Source organism: Pseudomonas triclosanedens, from assembly GCF_026686735.1.
Taxonomy (GTDB): Bacteria; Pseudomonadota; Gammaproteobacteria; order Pseudomonadales; family Pseudomonadaceae; genus Pseudomonas; species Pseudomonas triclosanedens.
In genome coordinates this window covers 4,906,478-4,923,653 of the sequence record NZ_CP113432.1, presented here as the reverse complement: position 1 = coordinate 4,923,653, position 17,176 = coordinate 4,906,478, and the positions used below count along the sequence as shown (strand labels likewise).

Sequence of the window (17,176 nt, the reverse complement as noted above, 5' to 3'; positions counted from 1 at the left end):
TGGCCGGAAGAAGCCCATGTCGACAATCGCCCTGCACCGCGCGGCGCTGCCGCGCCTGCCACGCCAGCACCTGCCCCGCGAACGGCTGCATGCCAGCCTGAGCGCCGCCGAATGCCGCCTTCGCCTGCTCGTGGCGCCACCCGGCTGTGGCAAGACGGTGCTGATGAGCGAGTGCGCCCGCCTGGCGCCGGTGGGCATCCGGGTTGTCTGGCTGGGGTTGGGGGGCCGCTCGCTGGAACCCGCGCAGTTCTGCGAGCGCCTGGGCGAAGCGCTGGGCGTGCCGTGGGCCGGCGAGGATGCCCTGTGTGCCTGGCTGGAGACTGCCAGCGAGCCGACCTGGCTGATGCTCGACGACTATCCGCGCGCACCCGATGCAGCACTGGATGACTGCTTCGACCGCCTGCTCGCCGTGGCCTCGCCACAGATCGGCTGGTGGCTGGCCAGCCGGCGCCGGCCACTGTGCAACCTGACCCGCCTGTTGCTCGAAGGCGAACTGCTGGAGGTGGGCGCCGCGAATCTCGCCCTGACCCAGTACGAGCTGGATCGCTATCTACAAGCGGACGGCCTGGAGTGGCCGCAAGCCCAGCGCGAATCGCTGCACGACTCGACCCAGGGCTGGTTCGCCGGTGTACGCCTGCGCCTGCTGAGCATGGGCAGCGACGGCCTGGCACCGTGCGCCACGCAACTGGCGGAAACCGGTGGCGCGCTGTTGCAGGATTACCTGCAGCGCGAGGTCCTGGCGACGTTGCCGGCGGCGCTGGCGGAAACGCTCTGCGCCCTGGCCTACATCCCGCGCTTCAACCGCGAATTGAGCGACTACCTGTTCGACGAACCGGGCCAGGGGTTGGACGGGCTGCTTGGCTGGGGCGCACTGATCGAACCGGTGGACAACACGCAGCACTGGTTCCGCGTGGCGCCGATGGTCGCGCCGGCGCTGGCCAGCCTGTCGCGCTGGCCGGCGGCGACCCTGCATCGGCGTGCGTGCCAGTGGTTTACCCAGGGCGGCGAAATCCACTCGGCGTTCGAGCATTCGCTGCTCGCCGACGAGCCCGATGTATCGGCCAGCCTGTTGCAGGGATTCACCGAGGAGCAGTTGCTGCACGGCTGCAATGTCGACCGGGTACTGCGGCTGCGCGAGATGATGCCTGCCGAACTGCTGTGCAGTACACCGCGCCTGCTTATCCTCAATGCCTGGACGCTGCTGTTCGTCGGCCGGCTGGACGACGTGGAAGCGCTGCTCGCCGGCTTTACCCGCTTCCTGCCGATGCCCGGCGCGCGCCGCCAGCGCGCGCTGATCGCCCAGTGGCAGGGGCTTAATGGCGTGCTCAACCACGCCAGGGGACGCATGGGGGCTGGCGAACAGTTGCGCGAGGCGCTGGAGCACCTGCCGGAGGATGCCTGGGCGCAGACGCTGATCTGCCTCTCGGCGCTGACCCAGCAGGCCCAGGCCGATGGACGGCTGGCGGAGGCCCGGCTGATCAACCGCGATGCCCTCAAGCTGGCGCGGCTGCATGGCAGCCTGACCTTCGAAGCGCTGCTGGAACTCGACCGCGCCCAATGGCTGGAACAGCGCGGCGAGCTGCAGCGCGCCGATGCGTTGCTGGCACGAGTACAGGAGTACCTCGACGAAACACGCGTGGCCGGCAACGCCATGGCCGGCCGCGTGGCCTTGCGCCGCGGCTGGCTGTGCCTGCGCCAGGGCCGCGACGAGGAAGCGCGGGAGCTGTTCATCTCCGGCCTCATCGAAACCCGCCGCAGCCACGACCCGAGCCTGATCTACGGATTCACCGGCCTGGCCTGGCTGGACGCCCTCGACGGCGACACCGAAGGCGCATTCAACCGCCTGATCGAGGTGGAGAGGCTGATGCAACTGCAACACGTGCCGGAGCCGATGTATCGCGGCCCGCTGCTGCTGGCCAGTGGCGCGCTGAATCTGCGCCAGGGGCGTCCGGGGCCGGCGCGCGAAGTGCTGCAGCGAGTTGCCGCACGTTACCGGATCGATCGTCTGACACCTCCGGCCGCGGCGCCGGACCAGATTCTCCAGGTCGAGCATCACCTGGCGCTGGCGGAACTGTACGACGGTGAGGTCGAAGGCGCACGGCAGCGCCTGCAGGCGATGCTGCCGGATCTGTTGCGCCAGGGGCGCCATACGCTGGCCTGCGATGTCTGGCTGGCTCTGGCTGAAACCCATTACATCGGCGGCAACCTGGACGAAGCGCGGCAGGCGCTCGACGACGGCGTGGCACTGGCGCAGCGTTTCGGTCTGCTTGCCACCCTGCGCGAGACCCAGCGTCGCCAACCCGCCCTGTTCGGCCTGCGCCCTGGAACGGGGGAGGTGCCCGCTCACAACCTCCTGAGCCTGCGCGAACTGTCGGTGCTGGAGCTGATCGCGCGGGGCTGTTCGAACCTGGAGATCGGCGAGCGGCTCTATATCTCGCTGCATACGGTGAAAACCCATGCCCGGCGGATAAACGGCAAGCTCGGCGTAGAGCGCCGTACCCAGGCGGTGGCGCGGGCGAAGGAGCTGGGGCTGCTGAAGATCTGAGAGTCGCTCAGTGCAATGCCTTGGGCGGTACGCTGATGTCCGCCAGCCGACGGGCCAGGCGCAGTTGCTCGGCGCTGTCGTCGCTGAGCAGCATCGCGCGCTCCAGGTCGTAGCGCTCGGCCTGGGGGCAATCGAGGGTGTGATAGAGATCGGCGCGGGCCAGGTGATCGCTCGCGGTGGGCGGACCCAGCTCCAGTACCCGTTGTGCATCCTTGAGCGCGGCCAGCGGCTCGCCCACACCCAGGTGCAACTGTCGCAGGTTGCGTGACAGGCGTTGCAGCATGTCGGCGGCGCTGGCGGTTTTCAGGTGGGCGGCGGACAACTCGGCCTGTGCGCCCAACTGGCGAACCAGCAGGTCGCGGCAGTCGCGGGTATAGATGCGACGGCCGGTGGCGGGATCGAGCAGGTGGTCGGCGCCGGGGACGCGCAGCAGGAAGCGTCCGGGAAAATTCACCCCAACCAGCGCGATACCGTGCAGGCGTGCCAGCTCCAGAGCGATCAGCGCCAGTGACAGCGGCTGTCCGTGGCGGCGTTGCAGCACATGGGGGAGCAGCGCGGCGCGCGGTTGCAGGGGGAGGGCGTCGTCTTCGGCGAAGCCCAGTTCGCTCAGCCGGCGCAGCAGCGCTTGCGCCCGTTCGGCATCGCTGGTCGAAGGCAGTGCCACCGCAACCTGATGCAGCAGCGTGTCGAGCAGGCGCTGCGCCTGCGCCGGCGGCTGGTGCGGCTCGTGTTCGGCGGCGATCCACAGCGCCGCCTCGAACAGAGCGGGTGGATCCTGGGCGAGACAGGCGAGGCAGGCTTGGCGCGGGTCCATGGCGTTCTCCGGCTGACTCTGCGGTTTTAACCGCAGTGGGCGTCGCCCGTCCAGTCTCCCGCCGCGATACGATCATCGCGGTCGAACGCGTAACCAATGGTGCTGCCTATACTGATATGGCCCCGAATCGGAGCCATCCGGTTCATAGACAGCAAGGGAGCGCCGCCATGTTCGACATGATGGAAGCCACCCGGCTCGAGTCGCTGCATCTCGCCCAGGACCCGGCCACGGGACTCAAGGCCATCATCGCCATCCACAACTCCCGGTTGGGACCGGCGCTGGGTGGCTGCCGCTACCTGCCTTACCCCAGCCATGACGCCGCCCTGCGCGATGCCGCGCGCCTGGCCCAGGGCATGAGCTACAAGGCTGCGCTGGCCGGATTGCGCCAGGGTGGTGGAAAGGCAGTGATCATCCGTTCGCCGCATGTGAACAACCGGGGCGAGCTGTTCGAGGCCTTCGGCCGCTTCGTCGACTCGCTCGGCGGTGCCTACATCACTGCGGTAGACAGCGGCACCTCCAGCGCGGACATGGACTGTATCGCCCAGTACACCCGGCATGTCACCAGCACCACCAGCGGCGGCGATCCTTCACCGCATACCGCCCTTGGTGTGTTCTCCGGCATTCGCGCCAGCGCCCAGGCGCGGTTGGGCAGCGACGATCTGGAGGGCCTGCGTGTCGCGATCCAGGGGCTGGGGCATGTCGGTTACGCGCTGGCCGAGCATCTGGCAGCAGCGGGCGCGGAGCTGCTGGTGAGCGACATCGACCCCGGCAAGGTGCAACTGGCCGTGGAGCAACTGGGCGCGCGCCCGGTACCCAACGAGGCGCTACTCACCACGCCGTGCGACATACTCGCCCCGTGCGGCCTGGGCGGCGTGCTGACCTCGCAGGTCGTAGGACACCTGCGCTGTGCGGCGGTGGCGGGCGCGGCCAACAACCAGCTGGCGCAGCCGGAAGTCGCCGACGAACTGGAAGGGCGCGGCATCCTGTATGCGCCGGACTACGTGATCAACTCCGGCGGCCTGATCTACGTCGCCTTGCAGCACCAGGGCGAGCAGTTGCCGACCATCACCGCGCATCTGGCGAGGATCGCCGAGAGGCTCACCGAGGTCTACGCCCACGCCCAGGCCGATCACCTGTCGCCGGCGCGAATCGCCGACAAGCTGGCTGAGCGGATTCTCTATGGGGAGTACTCGGGGCATTGATGCCCCGGTAGAGCGGGCCGCGCCGCGAAGGGCGACAGGCCCCGGGTTACTCTTCGGCGGCAGCTTCGCTGAAGATTTCGCTCAGCGCGTCGGGCTGGTTCTTGAAGGCGCGGGCGAAGGCGTCGCGGTTCTTGGCCATGAAGATGCCGATCTCCTCGACCTGCTCCTCCTTCAGCGAAGGCACCGCCTTCTGCAGCACATCGGCCAGCGTTTCCGCCAGCTCCAGCATCTTGTCGTGCCGGTCGGCTTCTGCCTTATCCATGAACAGGCGCTCCGGATCGCGGCTGCTGCGGTACACCACTTCGACGGCCATTCATCACCTCGTAAGCCTTCTTTTGATTGGGGGTTGGAATTTACTGTGTATTTATACAGTAATCTGGCGGCGATGTGCTACTGCCGGAACGTCGAAGAATAGCCGCGGAGCGATGAGATGTGACCAGGTGGCCATCATTTGCGCCGATCCAAAGCGGTGCGCGCGCCCTTTTGCCGAGCGGCAGGGCGCAGTCGTGACCGGCGCGAGGCGCCGTGAGTCAGATGCCTTCGAGGGTGGGAATCGGTTCAGGATGCGATGGGCAGGCCGCCCGTCATGGTCGCCAGCAGTTGTGGCGCGGTGCCGCCCTGTTCGATGGCGATGCCGAAGCGAATGCTCTGGATGAAGCGCTGCAGTTGCTCCGGATCCTGCAATTGCGTGTTGCGGATCAGCCGGCGGGCGGCGACGCCGTCGTCGGTGGAGAGGGTGAGGACGATGCTGCCGTCGGGGCGTTCGAGGCTGAAGTTGACTCGATACTGTTCCTGAAAGGCGTCTGTCAGTACCTGGAAGGGACTTTCCATGAATCGGTCCTGCCTGTTGAGTGGCGTGCCTCTGGATGGACCGGAGGCAGGCCGAAAAAGTTCGCGGTCATATTGCCGCAGCTCGTCTGTGACATGACTGCGCAAGGTCAATGGCGTACGGCTTGCACGCTTTACGCCAACAATTATCCGATACGGGGAGAGCCGACGAATGAAACTGGACTGGGCCGAGCGCCTGCGCGAACGGATGCACGGCTGTGCCGAATCCCTGGGCAACCTGCTGGTGGAGGGCTTCCATTACCTGGCGCTGTTCGCCATTGGCGGTACGGTGTTCTGGTCGGCTGCCGCGGCCTTCGGCGGTATGGTCAGCAAGGGGCACGCGAGCATCGACGATATCCTGCTGCTGTTCATCTACCTCGAACTGGGCGCGATGGTCGGGATCTACTTCAAGACCAACCATATGCCGGTGCGCTTCCTGATCTATGTGGCAATGACCGCGCTGACCCGCCTGATGATCGCCGACATCCAGCACAACCATGTGCCCGATGACGGCATCATCCTTGTCTCCGTGGCGCTGCTGTTGCTGGCGCTGGCGATACTGGTGGTGCGCTATGCGTCTTCGCGCTTTCCCTCTCCGGCGTCGCCCTCGCGCGGTGGCGAACGCGATCTGATCAGCGACGACGAGCGCTGATCGCACGCGGGCTTTGATCCCGGGCCGTCACGGCGGCGGCGGATGCACTACCATCGGTGCATCCGCCGCCTGAGAAGTTCGAGCCCATGAAGGGATGGAAGCTGTTTGCGCCGCTGCTGATTCTGGTGATCATCGCCATCACCCTTTATCTCCGCCTGCACTCCCAGCCCCTGCTGCTGCAGGGCGAGGCGGATGCCACCAATGTCATCGTCGCGTCCAAGGCCAAGGGCCGCGTCGAACTGCTGCATGTGCGGCGTGGTGACGATGTGAAGCAGGGCCAGTTGCTGATCACCCTCAGCAGCCCGGAGCTGCAGGCCCAACTGGACTCGCTGCGCGCCGCGCGCAACCAGGTGCAGGCGCAGCTCGACGAGTCGCTGCACGGCACCCGCGAGGAGACCCTGCGCGCGCTCCAGGCCAGCCTGTCCCAGGCCCAGGCGGAACTGCGCAACGCCGAGCTGGACTATCAGCGCAACGAAGAGCTGGCCGGGCGCGGCTTCGTTTCCCAGGCGCAGCTTGATCTTTCCCGCCGCGGCCGTGATGTGGCGCGCAACCGCGTCGCCGAGGCCCAGGCCAATCTCGACGAAGGCACCCAGGGCGACCGCGAGGAGCGTCGGCGTGCGCTGGAGGCGGCAGTACGCCGGGCCGATGCGCAGATTCTGGAGCTACAGGCGCAGACCGATGAGCTGAACGTGGTGGCGCCAGTGGATGGCGAGGTCGGGCCGATCCCGGCGGAGCAGGGCGAGCTGATCAACGCCTACAGCCCGCTGCTTACGCTGGTGAGGCTGTCGGACAGCTATTTCGTCTTCAACCTGCGCGAAGACATCCTGGCCGGGGTGCGCAAGGGCGACAAAGTGTCGATCCAGGTTCCGGCGCTGGGCAATGCCGAGGTGATGGCCGAGGTGCGCTACATAGCGCCGCTGGGCGACTTCGCCACCAAGCGCGCGACCCGCGCCACTGGCGATTTCGACTTGAAGACCTTCGAGGTCCGGCTGTACCCCGAAACGGCGGTGGATGGACTGCGGCCAGGGATGAGCGCGCTGTGGCACTGGAAGCAGTAAGACGCAATCTGCTGCGTTTCGCCCAGGCCTTCGGCAGCGAAACGCGGGTTGCCCTGCGTAGCTGGACCATCCACTGGCTCGGCTGGCTGTGGCCGTTGCTGCTGTTCGTGGTGATCAGCGGGGTGTACAAGGCCGGCACCCTGCTGGACATGCCCGTGGCTGTGGTCGACGCCGACCACAGCAGCCTGTCGCGGCGTATCGTTCGCGAGCTGGATGCCGGTTCCCACGCCCAGGTCGAGACCCTGGGCGGCGGTCTGCAGGAAGGTCTGCGGCGGCTGCGCATGGCCGACGATTACGCGCTGCTGTACATCCCGCGCGACTTCGAGGCCGACGCACTGGCTGGCCGCCAGCCGACCGCCGAGCTGTACTACAACTCGCTTTTCTACTCTGCCGGCTTCTATTCGACCCAGGACTTCAGCGGTCTGATGAGCTCGCTCAACGCAGAGCTGCGCCCGCGCCTGGCGGCCGGCATGGATCGCTCGATGCCGCCGCTGGCGAGCATTGCGGTCGCTTACGAAAGCCTGTTCAACGCCAGCGGCAACTACATCTACTTCCAACAGTTCGCCGCCATCGTGCACCTGCTGCAGTTGTTCGTGATCGTCGCCACGGTGCACGTGCTGGCGCGCGAGGCGCCCGAGCTGCGCGCGTCGTCGCCGCACATCCTGCGTGCCCAGGCGCTCGGCGCGCGGCTGCTCGGCAAGCTGGCCCCCTACACGCTGCTGTTCAGTACGCTGCTGATGGTGGAGCTGTTCCTGCTGGTGACGTTGAACGGCGCAAGGATCAACGGCAGCCCCTGGTGGATGCTGGCGATCACTACGTGCTACGTGGCGGCGGCTCAGAGCGTCGGGCTGGTGCTGTTCATCTTTACCGCCAACCGGTTCAGTGCCTATTCGCTGATCGGCCTGCTGATCGGCCTGGCACAGACCTATTCCGGCGTGCTGTTGCCGGAGCTGGCAATGCCGCCCATCGCCCGCGTGATCTCCGAGGCCGAGCCGTTGACCCATACGTTGCACGGGCTGTTCGACCAGTTCCTGCGCAAGGCTCCGGCGGAGTCGGGGTTGTATACCTGCAGCAAGCTGCTGCTCTACCCGCTGCTGGCCTACATGATCGCCAAGATGCGCCTGCGCCGGCGCCTCGACCTGAGCCCGGCCTGAGGAGCGCGCATGGAGAACTTCTGTAACGTCTTCCGCGAATCCCTGGCCAACATGCTGGGCAAGCCGCTATGGCTGCTGATGGTATTGTCGGTGGCGCTGACTACGCTGCCCTATGCCCACCGCACGATGGACGACCTGCCGGTTGCGGTGATCGATATGGACCACAGCGCAGTATCGCGTGAGCTGGTGCGCCTGCTCGATGCGGCGCCGAAGATCGCGACCATCGGCTATGACCAGTTGCCCGAGGCCCAGCATGACCTGGCCTGGCGCAGACTGTTCGGCATCGTGGTGATTCCGCTGGACTTCGAAAAGCGCGTGCTGCGCGGCGAAGCGGTCACCGTACCGATCTTCGGCGACGCTACCAACCGCATGGCCAACGGGCAGATCCAGCAGGACATCAGCGCCACCTATGGCGAGCTGTCGTTGCGCTACAACCGCGAGCGGCTGATGCGCGGCGGTTTCTCCGAGACCCAGGCCAATGTCCTGCTGCAACCGGCGATCGGCCAGCTCACCGACCTGTTCAACCCCGGCACCAGCTTCGCCGCCATCGTCCTGCCGGGCCTGGTGACGCTGATCCTGCAGCACAGCCTGCTGCTGTCCTGCACGCGGGTGAACCTCAACCTGCGCGGCGGCACCCCCCGCTCGCTGCGCCAGCCGACTTCAACGCGGTTCGGCCGCTATGCCGCGCAGTTGCTGATCTGGACTGTGCTGGCGATGCTCTTCTACGTGATCTGGCCGTGGATGATGGGCTATCGGCAAACCGCGTCGTTCTTCATGCTGATGGGGCTGGTGCTGCCGTTCCTGCTGGCAGTGATCGCCATGAGCGAGTTCATCGCCGAACTGCTCCCTTCGGAGGAGTCGGTTTACCTGACCATGACCTTCATCACCCTGCCGCTGTTCTACATGGCCGGCTTCACCTGGCCGCCGCAGGCGATGCCGCACTGGGTGCAACTGCTGGCGGACGCGATTCCCTCCACTTGGGCGATCCGCGCGGTGGTGGAAATGAACCAGATGAACCTGCCGCTCTCCGCCGTGGCCGACCGCATCCTCATTCTCTTCGCGATGGCGGCGGCGTATGGTCTGTTGGGTACACTGATCTACCAGTACCGTAACTGGCGCTGGGATCAGCTCAAGGGATGGTGATGGAAATGGTGCGTGCCGCCGCCCTGCCCGGGGGCGGCTCGCGCGGTGGCGTCAGCGGTGCCATCGTGGCCTGGCCGCTGGCGGACATGCTGCTGTCAGGCATGATCGATACGCTGTCGTTGCCCTGTACGCACTACCGTCAGCATCGCGACCGGTAGCATCCAGATTGGCCGCAACTAGCGGGCGGCAGAGGAGAACCAGATGAGCCAACTCGATGGCAAGGTCGCAGTCGTCACCGGCGCGGCCAGCGGTATCGGCCGGCAGATCGCCATGACCCTGGCGCAAGCCGGCGCGGCGGTAGCCATCGCCGACCTGCAGCAGGACGCCGCGCAGCGGGTAGTCGACGAAATCCAAGGCGCCGGCGGCAAGGCGCTGGCGGTAGCGATGGACGTCAGTGACGAGCAGGCGGTGGACGGTGGTATCGACCGGGTGGCCGACACCTTCGGTGGCATAGACATCCTGGTCTCCAACGCCGGCATCCAGATCGTCAACCCGCTGCATGACTTTGCCTTCTCCGACTGGAAGAAGATGCTCGCCATCCACCTCGACGGCGCGTTCCTCACCACACGCGCCGCGCTGCGCCACATGTACCCGGCGAAGCGCGGCGGTGTGGTGATCTACATGGGCTCGGTGCACTCCCACGAGGCATCGCCACTTAAGTCTGCATATGTCACCGCCAAGCACGGGCTGCTCGGTCTTGCGCGCACGCTGGCGAAGGAGGGCGGGCCGCATGGCGTGCGTTCCCACGTCGTCTGCCCGGGCTTCGTGCGCACGCCGCTGGTGGAGAAGCAGATTCCCGAACAGGCCAGGGAGCTGGGTATCAGCGAGGAAGACGTCGTGAAGAAAGTCATGCTCGGCGGTACGGTCGACGGCGAGTTCACCACGGTCGAGGACGTGGCGCAGACCGTGCTGTTCCTCGCCAGCTTCCCGTCGGCGGCTCTCACCGGGCAATCGATCCTGGTCAGCCACGGTTGGGGGATGCGCTGAGAAAAAAGCCCCGGCGCGGAAGGAAGGCTGGCCAGGGCTACAGGGGAAATCATGGGCGCCGACGGGAGTCCTGGTTTGCCCGGGGCGTCTGCCTCTGCCGGGTCCGGCTCATTGTGTCGGCGCAGGTGTAGGTTCCTATAGGCGCGTGCTGGGCGATGTAGTGGATTTCCACTGGTGATGTAGGAAGGTTCTTTTGTGTAAGCGGGCGAGAGGGCGCCGGATTGAGCGGATGGGCGGGTGGGATTTCGCGGACAGAGTTCGCTCCTACCTGAAACATCGCGCCGGGGCGTGCCCTATCCCTCCGCCCTGGCTGCGCGCCCCGCTCCGAAGGGAGAGGGAGCTCTCCGTGCCGGCTGACGCTGAGGTTTCATCCTGCACCATACGGTCCCCTCTCCCTTCAGGGAGAGGGTTAGGGAGAGGGAAATACAGGCACGGACTTTCAGAGAAAGACAGTTGCTCCTGCAAAAGCGGTACCTCTGACGGGATGTTCTGTAAGAGCAGGCCATGCCCGCGACCGCGCGCAGGGTGCGCTCCAGGGAAATACCATCGCCGGGCGGGTTCGCGAGCACGCTCGCTCCTACAGGGGCGCGGCGATTCAGACGGCCTTGGGCAACGGTGCGAACAGCGCGTCGATATCCGCGTCGTCCAGTTGCCAGTCGCCGGTCGAGCCTTCGAGGATGCCGGCGGCCAGCGCCGCCTTGTCGCGCTGCAGCAACTGGATCTTTTCTTCCACCGTACCCCGTGCGATCAGCTTGTAGACGAACACCGGCTTGTCCTGACCAATGCGGTAAGCGCGGTCGCTGGCCTGGTTTTCCGCAGCGGGGTTCCACCAGGGGTCGTAGTGGATCACGGTGTCGGCGGCGGTCAGGTTCAGCCCCACGCCACCGGCCTTCAGGCTGATCAGGAACAGCGGCACGTGGCCTTCCTGGAAGTTCTTCACCGGCGCGCGGCGGTCGCGGGTATCGCCGGTCAGCAGCGCATATTCGAGGTTGCGTTCGGCCAGCGCTTCGCCGATCAGCGCGAGCATCGAGGTGAACTGCGAAAACACCAGTACGCGGCGGCCTTCGGCGAGCAGTTCTTCGAGCATGTCCAGCAGGTACACCAGCTTGCCGGAAGTCACCGCGCGCGCCGACTTGCCGGTGGGGGGCGGTGCTTCCTTGTTCACCAGGCGGATATCGCAGCAGACCTGGCGCAGCTTGAGCAGCGCTTCGAGGATGATGATGCGGCTGCGCGCCAGGCCGCGCCGGGCGATCTCGTCGCGCACCTTGCGGTCCAGTGCCAGGCGCACGGTTTCGTAGAGGTCTCGCTGGGCCTCGCTGAGTTCGATGTGCTGGATGAACTCGCTCTTGGGCGGCAGCTCCGAAGCCACCTGTTCCTTGGTACGGCGCAGCAGGAATGGGCGGATGCGCGCGGCCAGGTGGGCCAGCCGGGCCTGGTCGCCGTGGCGCTCGATGGGGGTGCGGTAGTCGATGGAGAACTGGCGCGCATCGCCCAGCCAGCCCGGCAGCAGGAAGTGGAACAGCGACCACAGCTCGCCCAGGTGGTTTTCCAGCGGCGTGCCGGTCAGGCACAGGCGGTTGCGCGCGCGCAGGTGGCGCGCAGCCTGGGCCGCCTTGGTGCCGGCATTCTTGATGTTCTGCGCCTCGTCGAGGATCAACAGGTGATACTCATGCTGGGCGAGCTTCTCTGCGTCGCGCGGCAGCAGGGCGTAGGTCGTGAGGATCAGATCATGCTCGGCGATCTTCGCGAATGCCTTTCGCCGGCTGGCGCCGTGCAGGGCCAGCACGCGCAGCTCGGGAGTGAAGCGCTCGGCTTCGTCTAGCCAGTTGGGGATCAGGCTGGTTGGCATGATCACCAGGGCTGGCGTGGTCAGCCGGCCAGCCTGCTTTTCCAGCAGGATATGGGCGAGGGACTGCAACGTCTTGCCCAGCCCCATGTCGTCCGCGAGGATGCCGCTGGCACCGACTTCGCGCAGCGTCTGCATCCAGCTCAGGCCCTCATGCTGGTAGGCGCGCAGTTCGGCGTTCAGGCCGCTGGGAATGTCTGACGGGCGGGCGCGGTAGTCGCGCAGGCGGTGGGCGATTTCGCGCAATTGCTCGCCGCCCTGCCAGGTCAGCGGCAGGTCCTCCAGCTCGAACAGCCGCGCTGCGTCCGGGGCGCCCATGCGCAGGCGGCGCACCGGCGGTTGTTCGCCCAGGTAGAACTCCGACAGCGTGCCGAGCAGCGGCTTGAGCTTGCCGAACGGCAGGGAAACCCGCAGTGGGCGGTCGGAAGCGGTCTGCCAGGTGTGGACCGGGTTGCGCCCGGCATCCAGGCGCAGTACCAGTTGTTCATTGTCGGCATGGCGGGCGAGGGCTATCGGGTCGAGCAGCGCCGGGGTGCGCCGGATCAGCTCGATCAGCGCCGGCAGCAGGCTGATGCGCCGGCCATCGACCTCGATGCCCAGTTCCAGGTCGAACCACTGGCGATCCTCGGCTTCTTCGATCTCGGCGTACCAGTTCTCCACCGGCGTAAGGTCGAAGACGAACTCGGGACGGATATCTATTTCCCAGCCCTGCTCGCGCAGTCGCGGCAGCCCTTCGCGCATGAAGCTCTGCCAGGTGGCGTCGTCGGGCAGCTCGAACATCTCTCCGGCGCCGTCCTCCAGCGCATCGCTGCGGCGCATCGCCGGTTTGAAGCCCAGTTCGCGCAGTTCGAGGCGCCAGGCGTTCTCCTGCTCCAACTGGCGACTGACGCGGACGATGCGGTCATCGCGGAACACCCGTATCTCGCGGCCCGAGCGTGGCGTCACGCTACCGGATACCGGCATGTCGCCATACAGGAACGCCAGCGCGGCGCGGTGCCGGGAGATGTTCTGCATTCGCCCGCTGCGCAGGTCGAAGCCGCTGTGCACGTGGCTGCCCAGGGTCAGGCGTGGCCGTGGCGCAAGCTCGTCGCGCTCCGTGGCGGGCAGTGGGGATTCGGCGGGTGGCTTCATCCGAGTTTCCTTCCGGCGATCCAGCCGAGTACGCAAACGCCCGATGATACCGCGAAAATTCTCGGGCGGGACGCGTACGAGTCCGCCCACGACCAGTTGCCTTCCGGCAGTTGGGCGGGCGGGCTCAGGGAAACCGGCGTTCAGCGGGCGAAGCGCCTGGCTCCGGCGACGCACAGCACCACCGCGATGGTAGCGCCGGCCATCAGCGGGCTGACCTGCTCGTGCAGCAACAGGCCGGCCAGCGCCAGGCCGAAGAACGGCTGCAGCAGTTGCAACTGGCCAACCGCGGCGATACCGCCTGTGGCCAGCCCGTGGTACCAGAAGAAGAAGCCGATCAGCATGCTGAACAGTGACACGTAGCCCAGGCTCAACCAGGCTGGCCAACTGGCGCCGGTGAACGTCGCCGGTTGCGTGTACCACGCCAGCGGCAGCATCAGCGGGAGGGACAGCACCAGTACCCAGCAGATCACTTGCCAACTGCCCAGGTGACGGGCGATGCGACCGCCCTCGGCGTAGCCCAGGCCGCAGACCGCCACGGCGGCGAGCATCAGCAGGTCGCCGGCGAAATTGCCCGCGCCGCTCTGCGACAGTGCGAAGCCGGCCACCACCGAACTGCCCAGCAGCGAGCAGATCCAGAAGGCCGGGCGTGGTTTCTCGCCTGCGCGCACTACGCCGAACAGCGCGGTGGCCAGCGGCAACAGGCCGACGAAGACGATGGCATGCGCGGAGCTGACGTGCTGCAGGGCCAGGGCAGTGAGCAGGGGGAAGCCGACCACCACGCCGCCTGCGACCACCAGCAGCGGCATCAGGTCCTTGCGTGCCGGCAGCCGTTGCCGCAGCACGACGAGGATCGCCGCCGCCAGCAGGCCCGCGATGCTGGCGCGGGCGAGGGTGAGGAAGGTGGGGTCGAAGTCGGCCACCGCCACTCTGGTTGCCGGCAATGAGCCGCTGAATATGAGGACACCGAGAAAACCACTGAGCCAGCCGCCCAGGTTACCGTTCATGGCTGTGTTGCCGTTCATGAGGATTCATCTCACAAGTATCGAGCCGTGAGGATGATCTCCGGGGCGACGATGGACCAGTGACAGAAAGGTACAATTTGCGCAAACTGTCCGTAAATTATCCCGGTACAGTCGAGGGTGCATGGCCAGGCCGAAGAGTACGCGAGTCGACGATGTCACCCGCCATGTACAGGAGCGCCTGGCGGCGCGGGCATTGATTCCCGGCGAGCGCTTGCCGTCGATACGCCGGTTGTCGGAACAGTTGGGGGTGTCCAAGACGACGGTGGTGGAAGCCTATGACCGGCTCGCCGCCGACGGCATCATCGCCTCCCGGCGTGGCTCGGGCTTCTATGTCAGCGGCCATGCGCCGCCGTTGTCGCTGGCGGAAATCGGCCCGGCGCTGGACCGCAGCATCGATCCACTGTGGATATCCCGGCAATCGCTGGAGGCCGCCGATACCTCGCTCAAGCCTGGTTGTGGCTGGCTGCCGCCGTCGTGGCTGCCGGACGATGAGCTGCGCCGTGCGCTGCGGCAGATCGCCCGTGCGCCACAGTCGAGCCTGCTGGAGTACGGCCGCCCATACGGTCACGCGGGCCTGCGCGAGCAACTGGCGCGACGCCTTGCGGATTACGGCGTGCCGGTCGGACCTCAGCAGGTGGTGCTCACCGACAGCGGCACCCAGGCTATCGATCTGGTCTGCCGCTTCCTTCTGGAACCGGGTGACTGCGTGCTGGTGGATGATCCCGGCTATTTCAATTTCCAGGCGCTGCTGCGCGCCCATCGGGTACAGGTGGTGGGGGTTCCCCATACGCCCAGCGGCCCCGACGTGGCCGTCATGGCGGCGCTGCTGGAGCAGCATCGGCCACGCCTGTACATCACCAACTCAGCCTTCCACAACCCGACCGGCGCAGTGCTCTCGCCGCTGGTCGCCCATCGTCTGCTCAAGCTCGCCGAGGCCCATGACCTGCTGATCGTCGAGGACGACATCTTCGCCGACTTCGAGCACGAGAGTTCGCCGCGCCTGTCGGCCTTCGATGGGCTGGAGCGGGTGATTCAGGTCGGCAGTTTCTCCAAGACGCTGTCCGCTTCGGTCCGTTGTGGCTACATCGCCACCAAGCCCGAATGGTGCGAACGCCTGGTGGACCTGAAACTGGCCACCAGCTTCGGCAACAGCCCGTTCAGCGCCGAGCTGCTCTTCGAGCTGTTGCGCAAGGGTAGCTACCGGCGCCATCTCGACAGCCTGCGCGCCCGCCTGGCCGACGCGATGGGCGAAACCCTGGGGCGCCTGCGCCGGCTGGATATCCAGCCGTGGCTGGAGCCACGCGGTGGCATCTTCGTCTGGGCCCGCCTGCCGGGCGACCTGGATGCCGCCCAAGTGTCCCGCGCGGCGCTGGCGGACAACCTGGTGCTGGCGCCGGGCAACGTCTTCAGCCTCAGCCAGAGCGCCACCGGTTTCCTGCGCTTCAATGTCGCCCAATGCCTTTCGCCGCGTGTCTTCGACGGGCTGGAGAGGGCAATGGAGCAGGTGCGAGGGCACTGCTCGCAATAAGTTTCCGATCGCCCTGCAGGTTTTCCTTCGTCGTTCGGCCTCTGTGCAATCCCGCTCATCCGAACCAAGGAAACGCCATGCTCGCCGTATCTCCCGCGCGCTTTCGCCCCCTGACTCGCGCGTTGCACATCGCCGCCTTCGGTCTGATCGCCGGAGTGTCGCTGTTACCGGGCCAAGCGCTGCTCGCCGCACTGGCGGCACAGCACTTCAGTGTGCCGCACGGCGCCCTGGAGGACGCACTCAACGCCTATGCCCGCCAGGCCGGGGTGCTGCTGTCATTCGACCCGTCGCTGACCCGCGAACTGCGCAGCTCGGGGCTGGACGGCGACTATTCGGTGGAAGCCGGGTTCGCCGTCCTGCTGTCCGGCAGCGGGCTGTCCGCCGAGGCCAGCGCCGACGGCAGCTATCGCTTGCAGCGCAGCGCCACCGAAGGCGCGCTGGAGATGAAGTCGCAGACCATCATCGGCGAGGCCGAGGAAGATCCAAAAGGGGCCGGGTAGGGCTGGTGTATCTCGCGGACAACGGGCTTGCCCCTTACGTGAGCTACAGCGAAGGCTTCACAGCGAACTCGGGTACCGACTACCACGGCAAACCCTTCGACCCGACCAAGGCCAGGCAGTACGAGGCGGGCGTGAAGTTCCAGCCCAAGGGCTCGGACAGCTCGGTCAGCGCCGCCATATTCGAGATCACCCAGCGCAACGTGCTGACCCCCGATACCGATCCGACCCACCTCAACAGCAGCGTGCAGTCCGGCGAGGCACGCTCCCGCGGCCTGGAACTGGAGGGTGTGGCGAGCCTGAGCGATGAACTGAACATGATCGCCACCTATACCTGCCAGGATGTAAAGATCACCAAGGCCAACGACGAAAGCGACGGCAAGACGCCGATCAGCATTCCCACACCGCGCAACATCGCCTCGTTCTGGGCCGACTACACACTGCGCGACGGTGGGCTGAAAGGGCTCGGTTTCGGTGCCGGCGGGCGCTACAGCGGCCGCAGTCCGGGGACCCCGGACAACTCGCTGAATGTGCCGGGCTACACCCTGCTCGACGCCGTCGTGCATTACGACACCGGGCCTTGGCGCTTCGCGGTCAACGCCACCAATCTGACTGACCGCGAGTACATCGCCGGCTGCTACGACGCGACTCGCTGCGTCTTCGGCAACGGCCGCAACGTCATCGGCAGCGCGACGTACCGTTGGTGAGCCGGTCGGCAGGATATCGACTGGTGGCCAGGGTTAATCGGAAAAGTACGACTGGTTTAACG

The 17,176-nt window shown here is 66.5% G+C and carries 16 protein-coding genes; 11 read left to right on the top strand and 5 right to left on the bottom strand.

Going from position 1 to position 17,176, the window contains the following annotated elements; all coding sequences use genetic code 11:
• Positions 1-16: 16 nt before the first annotated feature.
• Entirely contained in the window at positions 17-2,545 is a 2,529-nt protein-coding gene (locus tag OU419_RS22770) for a LuxR C-terminal-related transcriptional regulator (protein ID WP_254470493.1), read from the top strand.
• 7 nt (positions 2,546-2,552) lie between these two features.
• On the opposite strand, the gene OU419_RS22765 is transcribed toward OU419_RS22770, so the two are convergent.
• On the bottom strand, positions 2,553-3,359 hold the full coding sequence (locus OU419_RS22765) for a SirB1 family protein (RefSeq protein WP_254470494.1): 807 nt from the start codon (positions 3,357-3,359) through the stop codon (positions 2,553-2,555).
• A 167-nt stretch (positions 3,360-3,526) separates the two neighbouring features.
• Between OU419_RS22765 and OU419_RS22760 the strand changes: the two genes are divergently transcribed.
• Positions 3,527-4,561: a Glu/Leu/Phe/Val dehydrogenase family protein gene (locus tag OU419_RS22760; RefSeq protein ID WP_254470495.1), complete on the top strand. Its 1,035-nt coding sequence runs from the start codon at positions 3,527-3,529 to the stop codon at positions 4,559-4,561.
• Positions 4,562-4,607: 46 nt separating this feature from the next.
• On the opposite strand, the gene OU419_RS22755 is transcribed toward OU419_RS22760, so the two are convergent.
• Together OU419_RS22755 and OU419_RS22750 are read right to left on the bottom strand one after the other, a co-directional pair.
• On the bottom strand, positions 4,608-4,874 hold the full coding sequence (locus tag OU419_RS22755; protein ID WP_254470496.1) for a YebG family protein: 267 nt from the start codon (positions 4,872-4,874) through the stop codon (positions 4,608-4,610).
• Between the two features lie 245 nt (positions 4,875-5,119).
• Complete coding sequence (locus tag OU419_RS22750) at positions 5,120-5,392, bottom strand: DUF3509 domain-containing protein (RefSeq protein ID WP_254470497.1); 273 nt, start codon at positions 5,390-5,392, stop codon at positions 5,120-5,122.
• Positions 5,393-5,561: 169 nt separating this feature from the next.
• On the opposite strand from OU419_RS22750, the gene OU419_RS22745 reads away from it, so the two are divergent.
• From OU419_RS22745 to OU419_RS22720, 6 genes are all read left to right on the top strand, one after another.
• Entirely contained in the window at positions 5,562-6,041 is a 480-nt protein-coding gene (locus OU419_RS22745) for a phosphate-starvation-inducible protein PsiE (protein ID WP_254470498.1), read from the top strand.
• A gap of 86 nt (positions 6,042-6,127) precedes the next feature.
• On the top strand, positions 6,128-7,099 hold the full coding sequence (locus OU419_RS22740; RefSeq protein ID WP_254470499.1) for an HlyD family secretion protein: 972 nt from the start codon (positions 6,128-6,130) through the stop codon (positions 7,097-7,099).
• On the top strand, positions 7,081-8,253 hold the full coding sequence (locus OU419_RS22735; RefSeq protein WP_254470500.1) for an ABC transporter permease: 1,173 nt from the start codon (positions 7,081-7,083) through the stop codon (positions 8,251-8,253). The genes OU419_RS22740 and OU419_RS22735 overlap by 19 nt, the downstream gene beginning before the upstream one ends.
• A gap of 9 nt (positions 8,254-8,262) precedes the next feature.
• The gene (locus tag OU419_RS22730) at positions 8,263-9,396 is read left to right on the top strand and encodes an ABC transporter permease (RefSeq protein ID WP_254470501.1); all 1,134 of its coding nucleotides are present in this window, start codon (positions 8,263-8,265) and stop codon (positions 9,394-9,396) included.
• Positions 9,396-9,554, top strand: a complete 159-nt coding sequence (locus OU419_RS22725; RefSeq protein ID WP_254470502.1) for a YceK/YidQ family lipoprotein — start codon at positions 9,396-9,398, stop codon at positions 9,552-9,554. Before OU419_RS22730 ends, OU419_RS22725 begins: the two co-directional genes overlap by 1 nt.
• A gap of 43 nt (positions 9,555-9,597) precedes the next feature.
• On the top strand, positions 9,598-10,383 hold the full coding sequence (locus OU419_RS22720) for a 3-hydroxybutyrate dehydrogenase (RefSeq protein WP_254470503.1): 786 nt from the start codon (positions 9,598-9,600) through the stop codon (positions 10,381-10,383).
• Between the two features lie 595 nt (positions 10,384-10,978).
• Here the strand turns inward: OU419_RS22720 and OU419_RS22715 are convergent.
• Positions 10,979-13,009: a DEAD/DEAH box helicase gene (locus tag OU419_RS22715; RefSeq protein ID WP_254470875.1), complete on the bottom strand. Its 2,031-nt coding sequence runs from the start codon at positions 13,007-13,009 to the stop codon at positions 10,979-10,981.
• A 491-nt stretch (positions 13,010-13,500) separates the two neighbouring features.
• On the bottom strand, positions 13,501-14,364 hold the full coding sequence (locus tag OU419_RS22710) for a DMT family transporter (protein ID WP_408004966.1): 864 nt from the start codon (positions 14,362-14,364) through the stop codon (positions 13,501-13,503).
• A gap of 139 nt (positions 14,365-14,503) precedes the next feature.
• On the opposite strand from OU419_RS22710, the gene OU419_RS22705 reads away from it, so the two are divergent.
• The 3 genes from OU419_RS22705 to OU419_RS22695 all read left to right on the top strand — a co-directional run bounded on the left by OU419_RS22705 (position 14,504) and on the right by OU419_RS22695 (position 17,114).
• Complete coding sequence (locus tag OU419_RS22705; protein WP_254470505.1) at positions 14,504-15,910, top strand: aminotransferase-like domain-containing protein; 1,407 nt, start codon at positions 14,504-14,506, stop codon at positions 15,908-15,910.
• Positions 15,911-15,987: 77 nt separating this feature from the next.
• Positions 15,988-16,410: an STN domain-containing protein gene (locus tag OU419_RS22700; protein ID WP_254470506.1), complete on the top strand. Its 423-nt coding sequence runs from the start codon at positions 15,988-15,990 to the stop codon at positions 16,408-16,410.
• A gap of 5 nt (positions 16,411-16,415) precedes the next feature.
• Complete coding sequence (locus tag OU419_RS22695; RefSeq protein WP_254470507.1) at positions 16,416-17,114, top strand: TonB-dependent siderophore receptor; 699 nt, start codon at positions 16,416-16,418, stop codon at positions 17,112-17,114.
• The last annotated feature ends 62 nt before the right edge of the window (positions 17,115-17,176 follow it).